This is a genomic window from Acidaminococcus fermentans (assembly GCF_009696675.1).
In the GTDB taxonomy this organism is placed as follows: Bacteria; Bacillota; Negativicutes; order Acidaminococcales; family Acidaminococcaceae; genus Acidaminococcus.
This window is the reverse complement of record NZ_VULN01000004.1, coordinates 1-22,212: the sequence shown is the minus strand read 5'-3', so window position 1 is coordinate 22,212 and position 22,212 is coordinate 1. Positions and strand designations below refer to the sequence as shown.

The window sequence follows — 22,212 nt, the reverse complement described above, 5'->3', positions numbered from 1 at the left end:
GCCTATGGGGAAGACCTTAGGGGTGCTTTCCGGGGTGGGCCATCTGCCGGTGGATGTGGTCCGGGGGGCGAAAAAGGCCGGTTATCGGACGGTGGCTGTGGCCCTGGTCCCCGGCACCCATGAAGACCTGGAAAAAGAGGCGGATGCTTTCTATGCCATCAACATCGGCAAAGTGGGGAAAATCTTCAAGACCCTGAAGCAGGAAGGGGTGGATGAAGTCACCATGATCGGCAAGGTGACCAAGGAAATCCTCTATTCCGGAGGTATCCTGGTCCCGGACTGGCAGGCCATCAAGATCCTTATGTCCCTGCCGGACCGGCACGATGACACCATCATGAACGCCCTGGTGGCCAAGCTGGAAGACATGGGGATCCATGTAATGGACCAGACCCTGTTCCTGACGGATCTCATGCCCCTGGAAGGGGTGCTGAGCAAACGCCAGCCCACACCGGAAGAATGGGAAGACATGAAGTACGGCTTTGCCATGGCCAAGAAGATCGGAGGCCTGGACATCGGCCAGACTGTGGTGGTGAAGAACAAGGCCATCATGGCTGTGGAAGCCATTGAAGGCACCGATGCCTGCATCCTCCGGGGCGGCAGACTGGGCAAAGGGGCCATTGTGGCCAAAACCGCCAAACCCGCCCAGGACAACCGGTTCGACATGCCGGGAGTCGGGGTGAAGACCGTGGAATCCATGATCGAATCCGGCTGTGCCGGCATCGTCATGGAAGCCGGACGGACCCTCCTGGTGGAACGGGAAAAGGCCCTGGACCTGGCCAACCGTCACAAACTGACGGTGGTGGCCATGAAGGATCCGGAAGGAAAATAAAAATGGGCTGTGAAAAAATGATCTTCATTTTTTCACAGCCCATTTTGGCTTCGGTGGAGGGGGTGTGAATTTTTTCACACCCCCTTTTTTGTTATGTGATATAATAAACTGTACATTTATGTTCAGATGAGAGAGGAGACAACAGGGTGACAAAAGTTTTCATTTCTGCGGGGGAGGCCTCCGGCGATCTTCATGCCGCTGCACTGACCCGTGCCATCCTGCAGCAGGACCCCACGGCCCAAGTCTTTGGCATGGGCGGTGATGCCCTGGCAGCAGCCGGTGGGCAAGTGGTGTTCAATTATAAAGATTACAGCGTCATGGGCTTTGTGGAAGTCCTCCAGGCCCTGCCCCGTCTGCTGGGGCTGAATAAGGCTTTCCGCCGTCTTATGGAGGAACGGAAGCCCGATGTGTTCGTAACTGTGGACTACCCGGATTTCAACATGCGGGTAGCCAAAGAAGCCAAAAAGCTGGGGATCCCGGTATTTTCCTACATCCCTCCTTCCGCCTGGGCCTGGCGCCGGGGGAGGGCCAAAGACGTGGCCCGGCTGGCCGCCAAAGTGGCCTGCATCTACCCCTTTGCAGCGGAAGTCTACAAAGCAGCGGGAGCCCCGGTGGAATTTGTGGGGAATCCGCTGGTGGATATTGTCCAGCCCACCCTGAGCCCCCAGGAGGCGGAAGCCCTGATCGGCAAACGGCCCGGCCATCCGGTGGTGCTGCTGCTCCCGGGCAGCCGGGTGAAGGAAATCACCGGGGTGCTGCCGGTGATGCTCCGGGCCCTGCCGAAAATCCGGAAGCAGCGGCCGGAAACGGAATTCGTCCTCCAGAAGGCCCCGTCCATTGACGCCGGCCTGCTCCAGTCCATCCTCCAGACCAGTCCTGTGCCGGTGAAAGTGGTGGAAGGACACAACTATGATGTGATGGGGGCCTGCGACGTGGCCCTGGCCACCAGCGGCACCGTGACCCTGGAAGCGGCTCTCTGCGGGCTGCCCAGCGTTATCTGCTACACCGCCAGTCCTCTCAGCATGTGGATCGCCAAACACATGGTCTATGTGAAATACATCGGCCTGCCCAACATCCTGGCCGGGAAGGAAATCCTTCCGGAACTGATCCAGGAAAACATGACCCCGGACCACATGGCTGCCGCCGTCCTCCACTTCCTGGAGCCGGCCAACGCCGCCGCTGTCCGGGAAGAAATGCAAAAGGCCGTTGCCAAGCTGGGTCAGCCCGGTGCCGTGGAACGGACCGCCCGTCTGATCCTTGAAACAGCAAAGGAGAATCCATGAACCTCTATCTGCGAATTTTGCGCTTTATCAAACCCTATCTGCCCCGTCTGGCCCTGGCAGGGGTCTGCACCGTGCTCACCTCCGCCGCCAACCTGTACGTGCCCTGGATCGTCCGGGACGTGATCGACAAGGTGTTCATCAACAACGATGCCCAGCTGCTGAACCTGATCGCTCTGGGAATCGTGGTGATCTTCTTTGCCCGGGGCATTACCTACTACGGTCAGAACTACCTGATGAACTATGTGGGGGAAAGCGTGGTCATTGACATCCGGGGCCTGGTGTTCAAAAAGATGATGGAACTGGATACCCGGTTCTATGACACCAACAAACTGGGCACCATCATGAGCTATGTGACCAACGACGTCCAGGCCATGCAGAGCGCCATGGTGGACAACTCGGTGGAAATCATCACGGAAACTTCCGTCCTCATCGGTTCCATCTGTGCCATGGTCTATCTGGACTGGAAACTGACCCTGTTCGCTTTCTGCACCTTCCCGGTGGTACTGTTCTTCATGGATTTCTTCGGCAAGAAGATCCGGAAAACCGGCCACCGGATCCAGCAGGCCACCGCCGACATCACCTCCGTGCTCCAGGAAACCCTGTCTTCCAGCCGGGTGGTGAAGTCCTTCGTCCGGGAGCCTTATGAAATCGCCCGGTTTGAACGGACCAACCGGAAGAACTTCGATGCCAACATGAAAAGCGTCCGGCTCATGGGTACCCTGTCCCCGGTGATCGAATTCATCGCCGCCCTGGGGGTCACCGCCATTATCTGGTTCGGGGGCCGGGGGGTGCTCAGCGGTGACATTACCGCCGGGTCCCTGATCGCCTTCCTGGTCTATGCCGTGAATATCTCCAACCCCATCAAGCGGATCGCCCGGGTGCTGGGGAACATCCAGAAAGCCCTGGCCGCTGCAGACCGGGTGTTCAGCATCCTGGATCTGGACGAAAAGATTCCGGAAAAGGCCGATGCCATTGCCCTGCCTCCTGTAAAAGGGAAGGTGGAATTCCGTGACGTGTCCTTCTCCTACAATCCGGATGAACCCATCCTGAAGCACCTGACCTTTACCGCCCAGCCCGGCCAGGCCATTGCCCTGGTGGGGCCCAGCGGTGCCGGCAAATCCACCATCGCCAACCTGCTGCCCCGGTTCTATGACGTGACCGAAGGGGCCATCCTCATCGATGACCACGACATCCGGGACGTAACCGTATCTTCCCTCCGGGAACAGGTAGGCATTGTGCCCCAGGAAACCAACCTGTTCAACGACACGGTATACAACAACATCCTCTACGGGCGGCTGGATGCCACCCGGGAAGAAGTGCTGGCCGCCGCCAAGGCCGCCAATGCGGACGAATTCATCCAGAACCTGCCCCAGGGGTATGACACCTACCTGGGAGACCGGGGCATCAACGTGTCCGGGGGCCAGCGCCAGCGCATTGCCATTGCCCGGGCCATCCTGAAGGATCCCCGGATCCTGATCCTGGACGAAGCCACTTCCGCCCTGGATACGGAAAGTGAACGGATCGTACAGGAAGCCCTGGACCGGCTCATGGTGGGCCGTACCTCTTTTGTAATCGCCCACCGGCTGTCCACCATCCAGAACGCCAGCAAGATCCTGGTACTGGATCATGGGGAAATCGTGGAAGCCGGCACCCATGAGGAACTGATGGCCCGTCACGGGCTTTATGCTCACCTACACGACATCCAGTACCGGGAAAAAGCCGAACAGGCGGAAGTCCGGAAACTGGAAGACCAGGAAACGGCACCGGCCGGGACGGAGGTCCCTGCCCGCTGATCAGCCGCCTTCCTTCCAAGCAAGCCAAGCCCAATGAAAACGAGGTCAATGTATGTACTATATTTATAACTTCCTGGCCACAGTTTTGTTCATCTTTGTGATCCTGCCCTACTTTACCTGGCGGTATTTCCGGGAAAAAGGCTTTCCCCGCCGGTTCCGTCAGAGCCTGGGGTTCATCCGGGATGAAGAAATCGCAGCCGTTGCCCATAAAAACTGCATCTGGATCCACGGTGCTTCCGTAGGGGAAATCGTGGCCACCAGCCCGCTGGTGAAAGAAATCCGCAAGGCCATGCCCGATGCCAAGATCCTGGTGTCTGCCGTGACCACCGGGGGCTACAACATGGCCCACCAGATCATCCCGGAAGCCGATGCCATCATCTACTTCCCCCTGGATCTGCCCTTTGTGTCCGAATCCTTTGTGAAGCGGATCATGCCCCGGATCTTCATGCCGGTGGAAACGGAACTGTGGCCCAACTTCCTCCGGGCCATCAAGCTGCGCCGGATCCCGGTGATGATGGTCAACGGCCGGATCTCCGACAAATCCGTGAAAAGCTACCGGTATCTGTTCGGCATCCTGGCCGACATGATGGGCAGCGTCACCCGGTTCTGCATGCAGTCCTCCATCGATGCGGAATACATCCAGCATCTGGGGGCGGAAAAACGCCGGATCTTTGTGACCGGCAATACCAAATTCGACCAGACCTATGCGGAAGTGACCCCGGAAGATCTCCAGCAGTACAAGGATGAACTGGGGCTGGAAGAGGACTACCCGGTGATCGTGGCCGGCAGTACCCATCCTACTGAAGAGGAAACCCTGTTCCAGAGCTTCCTGGACATCCGGAAGGAATTCCCCCAGGCCCGTCTCATCATCGCTCCCCGGAAGCCTGGCCGGATCCATGAAATCACCCGGCTGGCGGAAAAATACGGTCTTTCTCTGGGTCTTCGGTCCTCTCTGAAGGCCATGAGCAATCCCCGTCCCAAATACCAGGTGGTCCTGATCGACACCATCGGAGAACTGGGCCGGATCTATGCAGTGGGGGATGCGGTGTTTGTAGGCGGCAGCCTGATCAACCACGGCGGCCACAATGTGCTGGAACCGGCAGCCCATGCCAAACCCATCATCGTGGGGCCCAGTATGTCCAACTTCAAGGATTCCTTCGCCCTTTTGAGCAAAGTGGGGGCCTGTGTCCAGATCCATGACGGCAAGGAAATGACGGACATGTTCCTGAAGATCTTCAAAGACGATGCCCTGCGGAAAAAGATGGGGGATGCCTCTCTCCAGGTGATCCGGGAAAACCGGGGCGCCGCCGTGCGGACCATCGGCTACCTGAAGGAGCTGCTGGAACTCACTGCCACCGAAAGCATGGTGAACACCCATTACAAGATCAATACCCGGAACATCAACGACGAAGTGAGCCCCCGGATGCGTCCCGGGGATGCGGTGACCCAGTACCTGATCCAGCTTTCCCACGGGGAAGACAACGGGATCCTGGACTGGTGCGTCCTGGCCTTCCTCCGGATCCTCTCCGTGCTCTATGAAGCCGGGGTCCGGCTGAAGCTGTTCTGCTACAACGCCGGGCTGGTACCCCGGACCAAACTGGACTGCTGCGTGATCAGCATCGGCAACATTACCGTAGGGGGCACCGGCAAGACCCCCACCGCCCAGAAAGTGGCCCTGATGATCCAGAAACTGGGCTACCGGGTGGTGATCCTGAACCGGGGCTACCGGTCCCACTGGGAAGAAAAGATCGGGGTGGTGTCCGATGGGAAGAAAATCTACATGACCGCCTATGAAGCCGGGGACGAAGCGTTCCTCATGGCCAAGCAGCTGCCGGGGATCCCGGTGGTCATCGGCAAGGAACGGGCCATTACGGGCCAGTTCGCCGTGGACAAGTTCAAGGCGGAAGTGATCATCCTGGATGACGGCTACCAGCACTGGCAGCTGTACCGGGACCTGGACGTGGTGCTGGTGGATACCCTCAACATGTTCGGCAACGGCTGCATCCTGCCCCGGGGCACGCTCCGGGAGCCCCTCAGCAACCTGAGCCGGGCAGGGCTGTTCCTCCTGACCAAATGCGACCAGAGTTCCCCTATTTCCCGGGCCACTCTCTGCGACACCCTGCACAAATACGCTCCGGCGGCTCCCATTGCCGAGAGCATCCATAAACCCTGCGACTACATCGAGATCGCAGACTGGTACAAGAACGACATGTCCAAGGCCCTGCCTCTGGAAGCCCTCCGGGGCAAGCATGTGATGGTGTTTTCCGCCATCGGCAACCCTTCTTCCTTTGAGCAGACCATGAACGCCGAAGGCCTGAACATCGTGGAAGCCATCCGGTATCCGGACCACCACGATTACGGCATGGTGGAAATGCAGTACATCATGGACCGGGCCATCAGCCGGGGCGTCAAAGCCCTGGTCACCACCGGGAAAGATGCGGTGAAAATCCCCACAGAGTTTATTTACCTCCACCGGGATGTGCCTCTGTACATCCTGGATATGGAAATCCAGATTACCAGCGGCGAAGAAGCCTTTACCGATACCATCAAAGCCGCCATTAAAAAGGAGAATCCGTCCAAATGAAAGTACTGTGTGTAATTCCGGCCCGTTACGGGTCCACCCGTCTGCCAGGGAAACCCCTGGCCCTGATCCATGGCAAACCCGTGATCCAGCGGGTCTATGAACGGGCCGCTCTGGCCCGGATCCCTGATGAAGTGCTGGTGGCCACCGACGACCAGCGGATCCTGGACTGCGTCAATGCCTTCGGCGGCCGGGCTGTGATGACCTCCGAAGATCATCCCAGCGGCACCGACCGGCTGGCGGAAGTGGCTCTCAACTTCGAGGATGTGGATGTGATCGTCAATGTCCAGGGCGACGAACCCATGATCCCGCCCCAGGTCATCGACGACCTGGCCCAGGCCTTTGCAGACAATCCCGACCTGGAAATGGCCACCTGCAAAACGGAAATGAATCCGGAGGACTACCAGAACCCCAATGCGGTAAAGGTGGTCACCGACCAGAACGGCTACGCCCTGTATTTTTCCCGGAGCCTGATTCCCTATCCCCGGAATGAAGAACCGGAAGTGAAGGTATGGAAGCATATCGGCATCTACGCCTACCGCCGGGACTTCCTGCTGAAGTTTGCGGCGCTCCTGCCCACGCCCCTGGAACGGGTGGAAGGGCTGGAACAGCTCCGGGCCCTGGAAAACGGCGTAAAGATTAAAGTCCTGGCTACGGACTTCCAGGGCGTGGGCATCGACACCCAGGCTGATCTGGACCGGGCCAACGAAATCTTCGCCCAACTGGACCAGGAAGGAAAGGAGTAATCCCATGGAAATCGTCAAGATCGGACCCTACCAGGTGGGACAGGGTCACCCGCTGCTGATCATGGCCGGCCCCTGCGTGCTGGAAGGCTACGAACGGAGCCTGGCCATCGGGAAACGGGCCAAGGCCATCTGTGAAAAGCTGGGCCTGCCCTATGTGTTTAAAGCTTCTTATGATAAAGCCAACCGGTCTTCCCTGGATTCCTTCCGGGGCCCGGGCATCGAAGAAGGTCTCCAGATCCTGGCCCAGATCAAGAAAGATCTGAATGTGCCGGTGATCAGTGACGTCCACGAAACCTGGCAGGTGGAAAAGGCTGCCGAAGTCCTGGACATCATCCAGATTCCCGCCTTCCTGTGCCGGCAGACGGACCTGCTGGTGGAAGCTGCCCGGACCGGGAAAGTGGTCAATGTGAAGAAAGGCCAGTTCCTGGCACCCTGGGACATGAAAAATGTGGTGAACAAGATCGTGGGTTCCGGAAGCCGGAATCTGATGCTCACCGAACGGGGCGTTAGCTTCGGCTACAACACCCTGGTGACGGATATGCGCAGCCTGCCCATTATGCGGGACCTGGGCTTCCCGGTGATCATGGACGTGACCCACAGTGTCCAGATCCCCGGCGGACAGGGCACCAGCTCCGGGGGCCAGAGCAAATATGCGCCCCATATGGCCCGGGCGGCAGCTGCTGTAGGGGTTGACGGGCTCTTCATCGAAACCCACGACAACCCGAAAGAAGCCTTGTCCGACGGCCCCAACATGATTGCCTTGGATGATCTGGAACAGGTCCTGGCGGACGCCAAAGCCATCGACGCCATCGGCCGCAGGGAGGCGTAACCGGTATGTTTGAAAAAGCCAAAGAAGCACTGCAGATCGAAGCGGATTCCATCCTGGAGCTGCTGCCCCGGGTGGATGACCATTTCGGCGCCGCGCTGGAGATGATCCTCCACTGCAAAGGCCGGATCATCGTCACCGGCATGGGCAAATCCGGGATCATCGCCCGAAAAATCGCTGCCACCCTGGCCAGCACCGGCACCCCGGCCTTTTTCCTCCATCCGGCGGAAGGCATCCACGGGGATCTGGGCATGGTCACGGACATGGATGTGGTCCTGGCCCTGTCCAACAGCGGGGAAACGGGAGAAGTCCTGAACATCCTGCCCTCCATCCGGCGGATCGGCGCCAAAGTCATCGCCATGGTGGGGAATCCGGAATCCACCCTGGCGAAAAATGCGGATATCGTCCTGAACGTGGGTGTGAAACGGGAAGCCTGCCCCCTGGGCCTGGCTCCCACCAGCAGCACCACGGCAGCCTTGGCCTATGGGGATGCCCTGGCCATGGAACTCCTCAGCGCCCGGAAATTCACCCCGGAAGAATTCGCCATTTTCCATCCCGGGGGCAGCCTGGGACGGAAGCTGCTGCTTACGGTGGACGATGTGATGCACAAAGGGGACGAAAATCCCCTGGTCCATGCGGACATCAGCGTCAAGGATGCCCTGTTCATCATTACCGACAAGGGCGTGGGGGCTGTCTCTGTTGTGGATGACAACCAGCATCTTCAGGGACTTTTGACCGATGGGGACATCCGGAGAGGCATCGCCAAGGATCTGGACTGCCTGAACCGGCCGGTTTCCCAGATGATGACCCGAAATCCCAAGACCATCCTGGATCACAAACTGGCCGCCGAAGCCCTGCACCTTATGGAATCCAACAAACCCCGGCCCATTACCGTCCTGCCCGTAGTGGATCAGGACCGGAAAGTGGTGGGGCTGCTGCATATTACTGATCTGGTACACCAGGGAGTGGTATAAATGATTACAGAAGAACAACTGGCCAAGATCCGTCTCCTGGCCCTGGATGTGGATGGGGTCATGACCGATGGCAGCATCATCATCGGACAGGAAGGAGAACTGTCCAAGCATTTTGACGCCCGGGACGGCATGGGCATCAGCCTGGCCCTCCGCCACGGCATCCAGGTGGCCCTCATTACCGGCCGCCACAGCGAAATCGTTCTCCACCGGGCCATGGAACTGGGCATCAGCTCCATATACGAAAACGTGGTCTACAAAGGCAAAGTGCTGGAGCAGGCTTCCAACGAACTGGACATTCCGCTGGAAGAAACCGCCTTTATGGGGGATGATCTCAACGACCTGCCCGCTTTCGGACGGGCGGCGGTGACTTTTGCTCCTGCAGATGCCGCCCCGGAAGTCCGGGAACGGGCCATGCTGGTCTCTTCCTGCAACGGCGGCCACGGAGCCGTCCGGGATGTGATCGAACGGATCCTCAAGGCCAAAGGCCTGTGGGACGGCATCGTCCGCAGTTACGAAATCCAGGGACAGGGAGACAGACAGTAATGCTTTACGGATTTTTGAAAGGCCTGAGCCGGTTCCTGTCCCTGCTGCCCTACAAATTCGTAGTGCGGCTGGGACGGAATTGTGGTAAACTATACTGGCATATTGCCAAAAAACAGCGGGTGCGGGCGGAAAAAACCATCCAGGAACGGATGGGGGTTACGGCCCGGGAAGCCCATGCCATTATCCATCGGTTGTTCCTGAACCTGGGCATGACCGCCATGGAGATCCTCTACATGCCGGCCCTCAACAAGGACAACATCCGGGGCCTGGTCAGCTTCGACCGGCCGGATATCCTGTGGGAAGCCTTGGCCAAAAAGCGGGGGGTCGTGATGCTGGCCTGCCACATGGACAACTGGGAATGGCTGGGAGCCGCTCTGGCCCTCAACGGATTTCCCCTCAGTGCCGTGGAGAAGCCCCAGCCCAACCCGGTATACAGTGATTTCCTCAATGAGCTCCGCCGGGGGGTGGGACAGGAAATCTTCGCCCGGGGCACCAACGAGATCCTGGGCTGCGCCCGTGCCATGAAAAAGGGACGGATGCTGGGGCTCATCGCCGACCAGGACGGAGGCTACCATGGGATTTTCGTTCCCTTCTTCGGGAAGATGGCTTCCACCCCGGAAGGGCCGGCCTATTTCGCCCGGAAGTTCAAAGCTCCGGTGGTGCCCATCTTCATGGTCCGCAAACCCAGCGGCTATGGCCACCAGGTGTTTGTGAAAGAACCCATTTACTATGAAGATACGGGAAATCAGGAAAAAGATGATTATAAGATTACCCTGAAAATGACCCAGGAAGTGGAAAAGATCATCCGCCAGTATCCGGACAACTGGATCTGGTTCCAGCACCGCTGGAACACTCCCTGGAACGGGTAAAGAAAGGATGCCTCCATGCTCGCAGAAAAACGTCGTACACTGCTGGTGATTGCAGCCGCTGTGCTCCTGATGGGAGGCGTCATTGCCTGGCTCCTGAGCAGCAAGCCCACCACGGGCAAGGTCCAGGAAAACGGCAAGGACGTGCTCCAGGAAGTAAACGGCTCCACCATCCAGGAAACGAAAAACGGGAAAAAAGTCTGGGAACTTACCGTCCAGTCCCTGCTCTATGACAAAAAAGCCCAGCTGGCCCACATGAAGGGCATCAGCGGGACCTTTTACCAGGACGACGGCCGGACCATGACCGTGACTGCTGACGAAGGGGAAGTCCATATGGATACCAAGGACGTGGTCCTTACCAAGAATCCTCACGGCACCACCTCCGACGGAGGAGATGCAGTGGCGGACAAATTCACCTGGATCAACAAAGATCAGATGGTGGTGGGTGAGGGCAATGTCCGGCTGAAGAAAGACGATACGGTGGCCACGGCGAAAAAGGCAACCTTCAATGTTGCCCTGGACCAGGCCAAACTGGAAGAGGATGCTCACGTACAGAAGGGAGAATTTTAATGCTGAACGTAAAGAAAATCGCAGTGCTGGGACTCCTGGCAGGCCTTCTGTCCGTTACTTCTGCCTGCTGGGCGGCGTCCTCCATCAGCGGCGATCAGGTGCAGTATGATTTCAAAAGCGGCCAGGCCGCTGCCGTGGGGAATGTGAAGATCCGCCACGATGACGGCACCGCCAGTGCGGAAGAAGCCGACTACAACACCAAGACCGGGGAAGGAAAACTTACCGGGTCCGTGGTGGCCGACCAGAAGGATGCCCATCTGACCAGCTCTGAACTGATCATCAAAAACAAGGGGAAATTCCTTTCCGCCATTGGCAACGCCGTGCTCCGGAAAGAGGACAAGACCCTCCGGGCCGCCCAGGTGGATTACGATTCCGATGCCCAGTTTGCGGAGACCATCGGATCCTGGGCCCAGCTCACCATGGATGATGGGTCCAGCCTGGATGCCGCCAACATGAAATACAACATGGGCACCGGCGTGGCCAACGCCGACGGCAACGTGCGGCTGATCAGCCCGCCCCGGAACCTGACTGCCAGAGCGGACCGGGCCATTTACAATACCAAGGAAGCCGACGGCACCATCCGGCTCATCGGCCATGCCACCGCCACCCAGAATGACGATACCGTCAGCGGGGATACCCTGACCATTACCGGGGCCGGGGGCAAAGTGGCCATGGGCGAAGGGAACGTGAAGATGGTGGTGATGCCCCAGGACAGCACCTCCCAGAAGGAGGAGAGCGGGGCACAGCCGGTATTCAGCCTGGCAGGGCTGGCCAATGTGCCGAAATTCCTGTATAAGTTTTACAACTGGCCCGGCCATCTCATGACCATCGGCCAGACTGAAATTGGATAAAGGGAGTCAAGAGTGAAGATACGTGCGGAAAAACTGGTAAAAGAATACGCCGGGCGGCGGGTGGTCAACGAAGTCAGCCTGGAAGTGGAACAGGGGACCATTGTGGGACTTTTGGGGCCCAACGGTGCCGGGAAGACCACTTCCTTCTACATGATCGTGGGTCTGGAACATCCGGATACCGGCCATGTGTACCTGGATGACGAGGACGTTACCGATCTTCCCATGTACAAACGGGCCCTGAAGGGCATTGGCTATCTGCCCCAGGAAGCCTCCATCTTCCGGAAGCTTACCGTGGAAGAGAACATTATGGCCATCCTGGAAGAAATCGAACCGGACAAGGACAAACGCCGGCAAAAGATGGAAGACCTGATCCAGGAATTCCACATCGGCCACATCCGGAAAAGCAAGGGCAGTGCCCTGTCCGGAGGCGAACGGCGGCGGGTGGAGATCGCCCGGGCCCTGGCTACGGATCCTGGCTTCATCCTGCTGGACGAACCCTTTGCGGGCATCGACCCCATTGCAGTGGCGGATATCCAGGTGATGGTGGCCCATCTGGCCAAGCGGGGCATCGGGGTGCTGATCACCGACCACAACGTCCGGGAAACCCTCAGCATCGTGAACCGGGCCTATATCCTCAGCGCCGGGAAGATCCTGGTGGAAGGCACCAGCCAGCAGGTGGCCGAAGATCCGGTGGCCCGGAAGTTCTATCTGGGCGATAATTTCAGAATGTGAGGCTGCTCATGTCCATTTTAGATAAGTACATTTTAAAACAGATGATGCAGCCCTTCCTGTTCGGGGTGGCTGCCTTTTCCACCATTTTTGTGGCCAGTTCCTTCCTGTTCCGGGTGACCCAGTACATCACCCAGTACGGGGCTTCCTATTCTTCCCTGATCCGGCTGTTCCTGTGTCTCATGCCGGAAGTGATCAACTATACCTTCCCCATGTCCATGCTGCTGGCGGCCCTCCTTACCATGGGCCAGCTGTCCAGCAACAGTGAAATCACCGCCATGCGCAGCGGGGGGCTCAGCTTCCGCCGGATCGCCGCCCCCATCCTGGCAGCCGGGTTCGTGGTGAGCCTGTTTTCCGTGGTGTGGGCCGAAAAGGTGGTCCCTCCTGCCAAAAGCGAATATGAACGGATCATCAAAGTGGAAATCAAACGGGATACCAAGCCCCGGACCCAGAACCATGTGCTGATCAAACAGGTGTCCAAGGGCCAGCTGGTACGGCTTACCTATGCCCGGACCTTCGACGAGAAGCAGGGGATGATGAAGGACATTACCATCGAAGACTGGGACAACGGAAAAGTGGCCCGGATCCAGCGGACCCCTCAGGCCAAATGGACCCAGGGGACCTGGATCATGGAAGGGGGCACCATCACCGACCTGACCGGGAAAGACGGGGTGGCCCGGACCATGACCTTTGACAAGCAGGTGCTGCCCATCAGCGAGACCCCCAAGGCCATTACCCTGGACCAGAAAGATCCGGACCAGATGACCATTGGGGAACTGAAGATGTACATCGACATCCTGAAACGCCAGTACATGCCCACCAGCAAGTATGAGATGGAAATCTACCGCCGGTTCACCGTGCCTCTGGCCAGCTTCTTCTTTGCCCTCATCGGGGTGCCGTTGGGGGTCCAGTCCCAGCGGACCGGGGCGTCCATGGGCCTGGGCTTTTCCGTGGTGATCATTTTCATCTATTATTCCATCATGACCTTCATGACCGGCCTGGGACAGGGCGGCGTGATCCCGCCCCTGTTGGCCGCCGCCACCCCCAACCTCCTCTGCGGAGCCTTCGGGTGCTGGATGATTTATAAAAAGGATAATGTATAGCAAAAAGCTGCCGGAAGGCAGCTTTTTTTGCGGTCGCGGGCCCTGAGCCGCGGGCCAATTGATCTGCAAATCCGAATGGAACGTGAACTTTTGTTCACAGTATGATATAATAAATACCATATATGGACAAGCAGCCGTACTTCCGGCTGCACCAACAAAGCCCGGGACCCACGACCTGTGGCCCGCGACCCTGCCAAGGAGGGAAATCCCATGATCCTCATCACTGCCGTCGATGATTCCGGCGGCCTTTTGTTCAATCACCGGCGCCAGAGCCAGGACCGGGTCCTTCGGGCCCATATCCTGGATCTGGTGGGAGAGGCACCCCTTTGGATGTGCTCCTATACCGCCGGCCTGTTCGACCCGCCTGCGGCCAATATCCGCGTGGCAGAAGATTTCCTGGACCAGGCCGGGCCCGGGGAATACTGCCTTTTGGAAGACCGCCCGGCGGCCCCGTACCTAGACCGGATCGAAAAGATCATCCTCTACCGTTGGAACCGGGCCTACCCCGGAGACTTTTTCTTTGACATCGACCTGAATCAGGGCTGGCAGAAGGTGTCCACCGCCGATTTTGCCGGTTCTTCCCATGACAAAATTACAGAAGAGGTATATGTAAAATGAAAAAACTCACAGCGTTCCTGTCCGCCCTCCTGGTTTCCCTGTCCCTGCTGCTCACCGCCTGCGGGTCCTCCCAGCCGGCCAAAAAAAAGGCAGCCCCCAAAAACACCGCCAAAGTCACCCAACAAGTGGGGAAGAACCAGCCCTCCTTTGACCTTTCTTCCATCCCTGCCTTTACCAACAAGCCCTATGTGGTGCTGAACAACAATGTGCCCGATTTCCCCGACAAGGACAAGACCAAAAAGTCCTTTGAACGGTACAGTGATCTGGACAGCCTGGGCCGCTGCGGCCCCGCCTATGCCAATGTAAGCCGGCAAACCATGCCCACGGAGAAACGGGGCCCCATCGGCAGCGTCAAGCCCTCCGGCTGGCAGACCGTGAAGTATGAGGGCATTGATGGGAAATATCTGTACAACCGGTGCCATCTCATCGGGTATCAGCTGACAGCGGAAAACGCCAACCCCAAAAACCTGATCACCGGCACCCGGTATCTCAATGTTACCGGCATGCTGCCCTTTGAAAATATGGTGGCCGACTACGTAAAAGAAACCAACCATCACGTGTTGTATCGGGTGACCCCGATTTTCCAGGGAAATGATCTGGTGGCCCGGGGGGTACAGATGGAAGCCTGGAGCGTGGAAGACAAGGGGGCCGGCGTCCAGTTCAACGTGTTCGTCTACAACAACCAGCCCGGCATCACCATCGATTACAAGACCGGGAAGAGCCGGAAAGGGTGATCTGATTTCTTGACTGTGAAACCCGCAGGCCGGGAAGGGCGTGCCTTTGGCGCGCCCCTACCTCGTTGGGATCAGATGTCCGATCCTACGGTCCGGGAAACGGATTTTCCGCTGCATCTTTGACACCAACGTTGTAGGGGCTCCCCGCAGGGGAGCCCGTCCCGGCCGCCCGGAGGGCAGATATGTTCAAAAGCAGATGCAGCAGCATCTGCTTTCCATCGGCCGCTGACCGCATAAAACCGGAGCTCATCCACGAGCCCCGGTTTTATGCTATAATGTACAGGATAATATACACACGAAAGGAGAGCGCATCCCATGACCGGCATTACCCTGATCCTGGTTCTGGCCCTGATGGGCGGACTGATCGCCTATCTGGGAGACAAACTGGGAAGCAAAATCGGCAAAAAACGGCTCCGGCTTTTTGGCCTGCGCCCTCATGACACCTCCGTGGTCATGACAATTGTCAGCGGCATGCTGGTTGCCGCCCTGACCATCACCGTCCTGACCATTGCCTCCAAGGAGGTCCGCACGGCCCTGTTCGGCATGAAGCAGATGCGGGCGGAAATCGCCTCTCTTACCGCCACCCGGGACAAGGCCAACGAAGAACTGTCCGCCCAAAGTGCTAAAATCGAAGAACTGGACCAAAAAATCAGTGAAGCCACCCAGGCTGCGGAACAGGCACGGCAGCAGAAGGCTGCTGCTGAAGCCCAGATGAAGGACGCCCAGGCCCAGATGCAGCAGGCCCAGGCCGACCTGGGGCAGCTCCAGGCCCGGTATGCGGAAGCCAGCACCCGTCTCCAGGAGGCCCAGGAACAGGTGCGCCAGGCGGAAGCCGCCCGTGACCAGCTCCAGCAGGATGTGAAATCCCTGGAAGACACTGCCAAAAAACTCCGGGAAGGCATTGTGGCCGTCCGGGAGGGCCACGTGGTGTTCCGCAGCGGCGAAATCCTCTATTCCGGGGTGCTGAAAAGCGGCCAGAGCGAAGAAAACACCCAGAAACAGCTCCAGGAATTCCTGAACCAGGCCAACATCCAGGTAGCCGGCCGCATCGGGGTGGATCCTTCCACACCGGTGATTTGGCTCAGCCGGGAAGCGGTGGAGAACGCTGCTTCCAACCTGGAAAAAGCCAAAGGGGACATGTACGTTCGTGTCTGCGCCGCCGGCAACATCCTGTCCGGCGAAGTGGTGGTGTCCCGTCTGGAAATGGTGGGGGACAAGGTGGTCTATCCGGAAGATACCCTGATCCTTACCCAGTCCATTACCGTGGATCCCAATTCCAACGAATCCGACTTGGCCCTCATGGCCTTCCTGAAGGCCGTGAACCGGGCAGCCCAGGCCGACGGGGTGATCCCCAATCCCATTACCGGGGACGTGGGGGCCATTACCAGCACCGAACTGTCCAACGCCAGCGAAAAGATCCGCAGCCTGGGCGGCAAAGTGGTAATCACCGCCAAGGCCCGCCGGGATATTACCGTGGCCGGGCCTGTATTGCTGGATCTGGAAATCCGTCCTGTGGGAGGTCTGCCTCGTGAAGAAAACTGAGCTTTATCTGGGGGTGGATCCGGGCCGGGATAAAACCGGTGCCGCCCTGGTGGTCGGGGATGGAACCCTGGTCCGCCAGGCCATCCTGCCTACGGAAGGGTTCCTGGACCATCTGAAAGAGTTCCTGGCTGCAGACCGTCCCGCCGGCTGCGTACTGGGGGACGGCACAACTTCAAAGACCATGTATCGGCAGCTGGCGGAGGCGTTTCCCCAGCTGCCCCTTTATGAAGTGGATGAATACGGCAGCACCCAGGAGGCCAAAAAACTCTACTGGCAGCTGAATCCGCCCCGGGGATGGAAAAAGCTGCTGCCCACGGCCCTGCTTTCTGAACCGTCCGCAGTGGATGGACTGGCAGCCGTGGTACTGGTCAAAAGATTCCTTTGTGATAAAACAGTGAAACAACGGACTGGCAAGTCACAAAAATGACTCCTGTAAAATGCGAAGAAACAAGGCACAATCAGGCGAAAGTGGAAACTTTCCCCCAGGCGCCTTGTTTCTTTTTTTTCACCATACTACACTGGCAGTGTGAAGAAATTCACGCCGTCCCGCTGATGGGCCAATGGATGGAAGAATCCGGAATGTGTACGTAGAGGAAACAAGGATACTCGCACGGAAAAATCTGGAGGATGCCGGAAAGGAAACCCGGGGGCAGGACAAATATCATTCAAGGGAGTGTTTTCCTATGAAAAAATCCTTAGTATTTGCCATGGCTATGGCTCTGGGCGTAAGCGCTACTGCTTTCGCTGCCAACCCCTTCTCCGACCTGCCTGCTGGCCACTGGGCTTACGGCGCTGTTGCCAAACTGGCTGCTGCCGGCGTAGTTGACGGCTATCCGGATGGCACCTTCAAAGGCGACAAGACCATGACCCGTTATGAAATGGCTCAGATCGTTGCCAAGGCTCTGGCCAAAGGCGCTATCGGTGCTGATGACAAACTGGTCAGCGAATTCGCTGATGAACTGGACAACCTGGGTGTTCGCGTTGCCAAACTGGAAAAGAACGCTGACAACGTAAAGATCACCGGCAACGTCCGTGCCAGCTACTACAACAATGAAGGTGGCAAGACCACCGGCAAAGCCGACAAATCCCAGTCCCGTCTGCGTACCCGTCTGTTTCTGACCGGGGAAGTCAACGACAACTGGCATTACGTTTCCATGCTGGAAAACAACCAGTACTTCCAGGGCAAGAACGAATCCGGCGATTCCGACACCTCCTTCCAGAGAGCTTACCTGGACGGCAACATCGGTGTCTGGAATATCCAAGCCGGCCGTTTCAACAAGACCATTGCTGAAGGCAATGTGTACGATGACCGTGTAGATGCGGTTCAGTTCAAAGTTCCTTTCGGCCAGGCTTATTTGAGCGCTGCCTACGGCAAGATGGCCAGCAAGGATACCTATGGCTGGACGGATGGCGATCTGGGAACCATCGCTGGCCGTAAATGGACCAAAGATGATTCCGTAGCAGACAAGTTCTGGAATGCTGAACTGGGCGGCAGCATCGGCAACCTGGATCTGGCTGCCACTTACACCAAGGCCGATGATGTAAACCCGTACATCGACAACGGCCTCACCGGTGACAACAAAATCTGGACTGTTGGGGCCAACTACAAAGCCGGCGACTTCAAGATCGGGGCCATGTACCTGAAAGGTGACGATGACACCCTGGCAAACAGCGACTATAAGAACGGCGATGATGACGGTTATGTAGTATCCCTGGGCTACAAGGGTGCTGCTGCTTCCAAACCTGGTTCCTGGGGCCTGTTCGCCAAGTACTATGATCAGGGAGCTCCCACCATCATTTACCATACCATGAACGGTATGTGGGATTCCTTCAACGGGGAAGGCTTCAAAGGCTATCAGGTTGGCGGCAACCTGACCCTGGCCAAGAACATGGTAGCTCAGGTTGAATACTACGACCTGAAGGGCAAAGAATCCGATTCTCATGCCCGGACCCTGTGGTCTCAGATGGTAGTAACCTTCTAATTCATCATTCCTCCTTGGGTATCCATCTCTTTAGGATGGGACCCAGCCAGTCCCTATATATCCGCCTTTTTAAGGGCGGGGGACCCAGCCAGTCCCTTCTATATCCGCCCTTTTTAAGGGCGGGGGACCATGCGGAGCATGGTGGTGGGTTTTTCATCACCAATATAAAAAGGACGATTCGTTGGAATCGTCCTTTTTTCGTGCTATAAATTTTAAAATATGTGATAAAAACATGAACTATAAAGAATAAAACAAATAATAATGTAATCCATAGCCAAAATAAGTTCACAAATTTGCTTTTTTCTGTAATCTTGTGTTAAAATAACATCGTGACAAGAAGTTGTCACAATAGTAATGCGAATTTCACAGGGACAGAACGCTGAAAGAGCCAGAGGAAACAAGGATACTCGCGGCAGAGGTCAGCCGGACGTTCCCGGGGAATTCACTCTGTGATTCCTAAGGAGGAATATCCCATGAAAAAATCTTTAGTATTTGCCATGGCTATGGCTCTGGGCGTAAGCGCTACCGCTTTCGCTGCCAACCCGTTCTCCGATCTGCCTGCTGGCCACTGGGCTTACGGCGCTGTTGCCAAACTGGCTGCTGCCGGCGTAGTTGACGGTTATCCTGATGGCACCTTCAAAGGCGACAAGACCATGACCCGTTATGAAATGGCTCAGATCGTTGCCAAGGCTCTGGCCAAAGGCGCTATCGGTGCTGACGACAAACTGGTCAGCGAATTCGCTGATGAACTGGACAACCTGGGCGTTCGCGTTGCCAAACTGGAAAAGAACGCTGATGCTGTAAAGATCACCGGGAACATCCGGACTCACTATGATCATACCACTGGTGACTTTGGTAAGAGCAGCGATACCAAGACCCGGTCCCGTCTGTTCTTCACCGGCGAAGTGAATGACAACTGGCATTATGTTGGCATGCTGCAGAACGAACAAACTTGGAACAACAAAGGTAAGAATGACTCCGGTGACAGCGAAACCCGTTTCCAGAGAGCTTACCTGACCGGTAACCTTGGTGTTGTGAACATGACCGCTGGCCGTTACAATGGCACCTATGCTGAAGGCAACATTTATGATACCCGTGTGGATGCTGTGAACGCCAACACCAAATTCGGTGCTACCTACCTGGGCGCAACCTGGGGCAAAATGGCTAACCAGGATTTCGCTACTAAGAAATCCAAAGCAGATGAATTCACTCAGGTTGTACTGGGCGGAGACATCGGCAACCTGAACCTGGAAGCCAACTATCTGCATGTAAAAGATTTGAATACCGCCAATGCTGATGCAAAAGTATATAAGAATGGTTGGGTGAAAGGTTCTGACAATATCTGGACTGCCGCTGCCAACTACAAAGCTGGTGATTGGAAAATCGGCGCTATGTATCTGCACGGCGATGCTGATGACAAGATTGACGGCGTAGAACCCGACAACGATGGCTGGGTAGCTAGCCTGGCTTATAAAGGTGCTTCCTCTGCTAAACCTGGTTCCTGGGGCCTGTTCGGTAAATACTACGATCAGGGTGGTGCTACCTACATTGCCCACACCATGAACGGTCATTATGATTCCTTCGGTCCTGAAGGCTTCAAAGGCTGGATGGTCGGCGGCAACCTGACTGTTGCCAAGAACATGGTAGCTCAGGTTGAATACTATGACCTGAAGGATAAGGGTGCTACCGATAACCATGCAAAGACCCTGTGGTCTCAGATGGTTGTTACCTTCTAATTACAGAACAAACCAAAAGACGGTTCCTTCGGGAACCGTCTTTTTTTTATAAAAATACATACAAAATTGTTTCAAACAGTACAATAATTAACTTCTGTAATATCATTTACCTTGCTTCGTTGCGTTCACATTCAAAATATGGTAAATTTATGAAAGATGACAAATAATTCACACTTGCTTTATCCCGGTCAGGGACCGGAATTTTCTGCCAGGAACAGAGGAAACAAGGAGACTCGCGGGAATGGAGAAAACAGAAGGAACTGCCTGGATAAAAATAACATCAGGGAGGAATCTCCAATGAAAAAATCCTTAGTATTTGCCATGGCTATGGCTCTGGGCGTAAGCGCCACCGCTTTCGCTGCCAACCCCTTCTCCGATCTGCCTGCCGGCCACTGGGCTTACGGCGCTGTTGCCAAACTGGCTGCTGCCGGCGTAGTTGACGGCTATCCTGATGGCACCTTCAAAGGCGACAAGACCATGACCCGTTATGAAATGGCTCAGATTGTTGCCAAGGCTCTGGCCAAAGGCGCTATCGGTGCTGATGACAAACTGGTCAGCGAATTCGCTGATGAACTGGACAACCTGGGTGTTCGTGTTGCCAAACTGGAAAAGAACGCTGATAATGTGAAGGTTACCGGGGCTGCCCGTATCCACAACAGAGTTGCCAGCGGAAATCGGGTCGACAAACTGAATAAAGAAGATCTTGCTGACAAATCTGACAGCAAACTGCGTACCCGTCTGTGGTTCACTGGGGAAGTGAATGACAACTGGCATTATGTAGGGATGCTCCAGAATATACAGAGCTTTGAAGGCAAGAACGAGTCCGGCGACAGCACTACTGAATTCCAGAGAGCTTATCTGACTGGGAATATCGGTGCTGTGAACCTGACTGCTGGCCGTTTCAATGATTTTATTGCCGACGGGAACGTATTCGATGACCGGGCTGATGCTGTCCGTGCCGATGTGAAATTCGGCCAGGGCTATCTGTCCGCTGCTTACGGCAAAATGGCCAACAACGTAGTATATGGGAAAGAGAATAATGAATCTGTAGCAGATGATTACTGGTCTGCAGCTTTGGGCGGCAGATGGGGCAACCTGCATGCGGAAGCAACCTACACCAAAGTGGATAATCAGGATTTCTTGAATGCATTGGATCCTGGCTATGCTTACAGCGACAACAAGATTTGGACTCTGGGTGCTGATTATACTGCAGGGAAATGGAACGTAAGTGCCATGTACCTGAAAGGTGATGCTGATGAAGCTGATGCATTTAAAGAAGGTACCGGACTGGATCTGGATGATGACGGCTATGTATTCGGCCTGAACTATGCTGGTGCTGAAACCAGCAAACCGGGCACCTGGGGCCTGTATGCCAAATATTATGACCAGAGCGCACAGACTGTAGTAGCTCACACCATGAACGGTGATTACTACATGTTCCCGTTCACCGGGTTCAAAGGGTACATGTTCGGCGGCAACCTGACTGTAGCCAAGAACATGGTTGCTACTGTGGAATACTATGACCTGAAAGACAAGAATGGCGATGCAGGGGACTTCGCCGGCACACATGCCCGCACCCTGTGGTCCGAACTGAACATCACCTTCTAATCAACCGATTGAAAGCAAAAAACGGCTCTCCCCAAAGGAGGGCCGTTTTTATGTGCCGAAAAAACAGTGCAGAGGGAAGAGTGCAGAGTGGAAAGGTGTACCATATATTTAGACAGTAGAAAGCGTGACTTTTCTGGAGGAAGGAGCGTCTTTATGAGAAGTCAAAAAAAGTACACCAAGGATTTCAAAATCCAGGTATGTAAACTTGTTTTGGATAAAAATAAGTCCGTACCGCAGTTGGCCAAAGCTGTTAACATTGCTTCACAAACTATTTACCGCTGGCTCAAGGAATACCAGG

21 protein-coding genes are annotated in these 22,212 nt (G+C 56.3%); all 21 read left to right on the top strand.

Annotated features, from left to right (window positions below; genetic code table 11):
• The first annotated feature begins 4 nt into the window (after positions 1–4).
• Positions 5–829, top strand: coding sequence for an LpxI family protein (locus FX155_RS03440; protein ID WP_154487790.1), 825 nt, complete (start codon positions 5–7; stop codon positions 827–829).
• Positions 830–975: 146 nt separating this feature from the next.
• On the top strand, positions 976–2,112 hold the full coding sequence (lpxB, locus tag FX155_RS03435; RefSeq protein ID WP_326831106.1) for a lipid-A-disaccharide synthase: 1,137 nt from the start codon (positions 976–978) through the stop codon (positions 2,110–2,112).
• Entirely contained in the window at positions 2,109–3,905 is a 1,797-nt protein-coding gene (gene msbA / locus FX155_RS03430; RefSeq protein ID WP_154487789.1) for a lipid A export permease/ATP-binding protein MsbA, read from the top strand. The genes lpxB and msbA overlap by 4 nt, the downstream gene beginning before the upstream one ends.
• Positions 3,906–3,957: 52 nt before the next feature.
• Positions 3,958–6,489 carry a tetraacyldisaccharide 4'-kinase gene (gene lpxK / locus FX155_RS03425; RefSeq protein ID WP_022486886.1) on the top strand — a complete coding sequence of 844 codons (2,532 nt, stop codon included), beginning with the start codon at positions 3,958–3,960 and terminating at the stop codon, positions 6,487–6,489.
• Complete coding sequence (kdsB, locus tag FX155_RS03420; protein WP_022486887.1) at positions 6,486–7,232, top strand: 3-deoxy-manno-octulosonate cytidylyltransferase; 747 nt, start codon at positions 6,486–6,488, stop codon at positions 7,230–7,232. Before lpxK ends, kdsB begins: the two co-directional genes overlap by 4 nt.
• A gap of 4 nt (positions 7,233–7,236) precedes the next feature.
• Positions 7,237–8,061 carry a 3-deoxy-8-phosphooctulonate synthase gene (kdsA, locus tag FX155_RS03415; RefSeq protein ID WP_022486888.1) on the top strand — a complete coding sequence of 275 codons (825 nt, stop codon included), beginning with the start codon at positions 7,237–7,239 and terminating at the stop codon, positions 8,059–8,061.
• A gap of 5 nt (positions 8,062–8,066) precedes the next feature.
• Positions 8,067–9,032: a KpsF/GutQ family sugar-phosphate isomerase gene (locus FX155_RS03410; RefSeq protein WP_022486889.1), complete on the top strand. Its 966-nt coding sequence runs from the start codon at positions 8,067–8,069 to the stop codon at positions 9,030–9,032.
• Positions 9,033–9,575, top strand: coding sequence for a KdsC family phosphatase (locus FX155_RS03405; RefSeq protein WP_022486890.1), 543 nt, complete (start codon positions 9,033–9,035; stop codon positions 9,573–9,575).
• Positions 9,575–10,444 (top strand): lysophospholipid acyltransferase family protein, encoded by an 870-nt coding sequence (locus FX155_RS03400; RefSeq protein WP_022486891.1) that lies wholly within the window; start codon positions 9,575–9,577, stop codon positions 10,442–10,444. Before FX155_RS03405 ends, FX155_RS03400 begins: the two co-directional genes overlap by 1 nt.
• A 15-nt stretch (positions 10,445–10,459) precedes the next feature.
• The gene (gene lptC / locus FX155_RS03395; protein ID WP_022486892.1) at positions 10,460–11,011 is read left to right on the top strand and encodes an LPS export ABC transporter periplasmic protein LptC; all 552 of its coding nucleotides are present in this window, start codon (positions 10,460–10,462) and stop codon (positions 11,009–11,011) included.
• Positions 11,011–11,862, top strand: a complete 852-nt coding sequence (locus FX155_RS03390; RefSeq protein ID WP_022486893.1) for an LptA/OstA family protein — start codon at positions 11,011–11,013, stop codon at positions 11,860–11,862. Before lptC ends, FX155_RS03390 begins: the two co-directional genes overlap by 1 nt.
• Positions 11,863–11,874: 12 nt before the next feature.
• Positions 11,875–12,594, top strand: coding sequence for an LPS export ABC transporter ATP-binding protein (gene lptB / locus FX155_RS03385; protein WP_022486894.1), 720 nt, complete (start codon positions 11,875–11,877; stop codon positions 12,592–12,594).
• Positions 12,595–12,602: 8 nt separating this feature from the next.
• Positions 12,603–13,694: an LptF/LptG family permease gene (locus FX155_RS03380; protein ID WP_012939015.1), complete on the top strand. Its 1,092-nt coding sequence runs from the start codon at positions 12,603–12,605 to the stop codon at positions 13,692–13,694.
• 210 nt (positions 13,695–13,904) lie between these two features.
• Entirely contained in the window at positions 13,905–14,312 is a 408-nt protein-coding gene (locus FX155_RS03375; protein WP_154487788.1) for a ribonuclease Z, read from the top strand.
• Positions 14,309–15,046, top strand: coding sequence for a DNA/RNA non-specific endonuclease (locus FX155_RS03370; RefSeq protein WP_154487787.1), 738 nt, complete (start codon positions 14,309–14,311; stop codon positions 15,044–15,046). Before FX155_RS03375 ends, FX155_RS03370 begins: the two co-directional genes overlap by 4 nt.
• Positions 15,047–15,361: 315 nt before the next feature.
• Positions 15,362–16,588, top strand: coding sequence for a DUF3084 domain-containing protein (locus FX155_RS03365; protein WP_022486897.1), 1,227 nt, complete (start codon positions 15,362–15,364; stop codon positions 16,586–16,588).
• On the top strand, positions 16,575–17,015 hold the full coding sequence (locus FX155_RS03360) for a pre-16S rRNA-processing nuclease YqgF (protein ID WP_154487786.1): 441 nt from the start codon (positions 16,575–16,577) through the stop codon (positions 17,013–17,015). Before FX155_RS03365 ends, FX155_RS03360 begins: the two co-directional genes overlap by 14 nt.
• A 256-nt stretch (positions 17,016–17,271) precedes the next feature.
• Positions 17,272–18,570, top strand: a complete 1,299-nt coding sequence (locus FX155_RS03355; protein ID WP_154487785.1) for an S-layer homology domain-containing protein — start codon at positions 17,272–17,274, stop codon at positions 18,568–18,570.
• A gap of 473 nt (positions 18,571–19,043) precedes the next feature.
• Entirely contained in the window at positions 19,044–20,306 is a 1,263-nt protein-coding gene (locus tag FX155_RS03350) for an S-layer homology domain-containing protein (RefSeq protein ID WP_154487784.1), read from the top strand.
• 297 nt (positions 20,307–20,603) lie between these two features.
• Positions 20,604–21,914 carry an S-layer homology domain-containing protein gene (locus FX155_RS03345; RefSeq protein ID WP_154487783.1) on the top strand — a complete coding sequence of 437 codons (1,311 nt, stop codon included), beginning with the start codon at positions 20,604–20,606 and terminating at the stop codon, positions 21,912–21,914.
• A gap of 153 nt (positions 21,915–22,067) precedes the next feature.
• On the top strand, positions 22,068–22,212 hold a 145-nt coding region (locus tag FX155_RS11720), incomplete at its 3' end, for a transposase (RefSeq protein ID WP_154487782.1).

Excerpts from the sequence above, each read along its gene's own strand:
- FX155_RS03440 (WP_154487790.1), top strand. The coding sequence starts at position 5 with ATGGGGAAGACCTTAGGGGTGCTTTCCGGGGTGGGCCATCTGCCGGTG.
- msbA (WP_154487789.1), top strand. The coding sequence starts at position 2,109 with ATGAACCTCTATCTGCGAATTTTGCGCTTTATCAAACCCTATCTGCCC.
- lpxK (WP_022486886.1), top strand. The coding sequence starts at position 3,958 with ATGTACTATATTTATAACTTCCTGGCCACAGTTTTGTTCATCTTTGTG.
- kdsB (WP_022486887.1), top strand. The coding sequence starts at position 6,486 with ATGAAAGTACTGTGTGTAATTCCGGCCCGTTACGGGTCCACCCGTCTG.
- kdsA (WP_022486888.1), top strand. The coding sequence starts at position 7,237 with ATGGAAATCGTCAAGATCGGACCCTACCAGGTGGGACAGGGTCACCCG.
- FX155_RS03410 (WP_022486889.1), top strand. The coding sequence starts at position 8,067 with ATGTTTGAAAAAGCCAAAGAAGCACTGCAGATCGAAGCGGATTCCATC.
- FX155_RS03405 (WP_022486890.1), top strand. The coding sequence starts at position 9,033 with ATGATTACAGAAGAACAACTGGCCAAGATCCGTCTCCTGGCCCTGGAT.
- FX155_RS03400 (WP_022486891.1), top strand. The coding sequence starts at position 9,575 with ATGCTTTACGGATTTTTGAAAGGCCTGAGCCGGTTCCTGTCCCTGCTG.
- lptC (WP_022486892.1), top strand. The coding sequence starts at position 10,460 with ATGCTCGCAGAAAAACGTCGTACACTGCTGGTGATTGCAGCCGCTGTG.
- FX155_RS03390 (WP_022486893.1), top strand. The coding sequence starts at position 11,011 with ATGCTGAACGTAAAGAAAATCGCAGTGCTGGGACTCCTGGCAGGCCTT.
- FX155_RS03380 (WP_012939015.1), top strand. The coding sequence starts at position 12,603 with ATGTCCATTTTAGATAAGTACATTTTAAAACAGATGATGCAGCCCTTC.
- FX155_RS03375 (WP_154487788.1), top strand. The coding sequence starts at position 13,905 with ATGATCCTCATCACTGCCGTCGATGATTCCGGCGGCCTTTTGTTCAAT.
- FX155_RS03370 (WP_154487787.1), top strand. The coding sequence starts at position 14,309 with ATGAAAAAACTCACAGCGTTCCTGTCCGCCCTCCTGGTTTCCCTGTCC.
- FX155_RS03365 (WP_022486897.1), top strand. The coding sequence starts at position 15,362 with ATGACCGGCATTACCCTGATCCTGGTTCTGGCCCTGATGGGCGGACTG.
- FX155_RS03355 (WP_154487785.1), top strand. The coding sequence starts at position 17,272 with ATGAAAAAATCCTTAGTATTTGCCATGGCTATGGCTCTGGGCGTAAGC.
- FX155_RS03350 (WP_154487784.1), top strand. The coding sequence starts at position 19,044 with ATGAAAAAATCTTTAGTATTTGCCATGGCTATGGCTCTGGGCGTAAGC.
- FX155_RS03345 (WP_154487783.1), top strand. The coding sequence starts at position 20,604 with ATGAAAAAATCCTTAGTATTTGCCATGGCTATGGCTCTGGGCGTAAGC.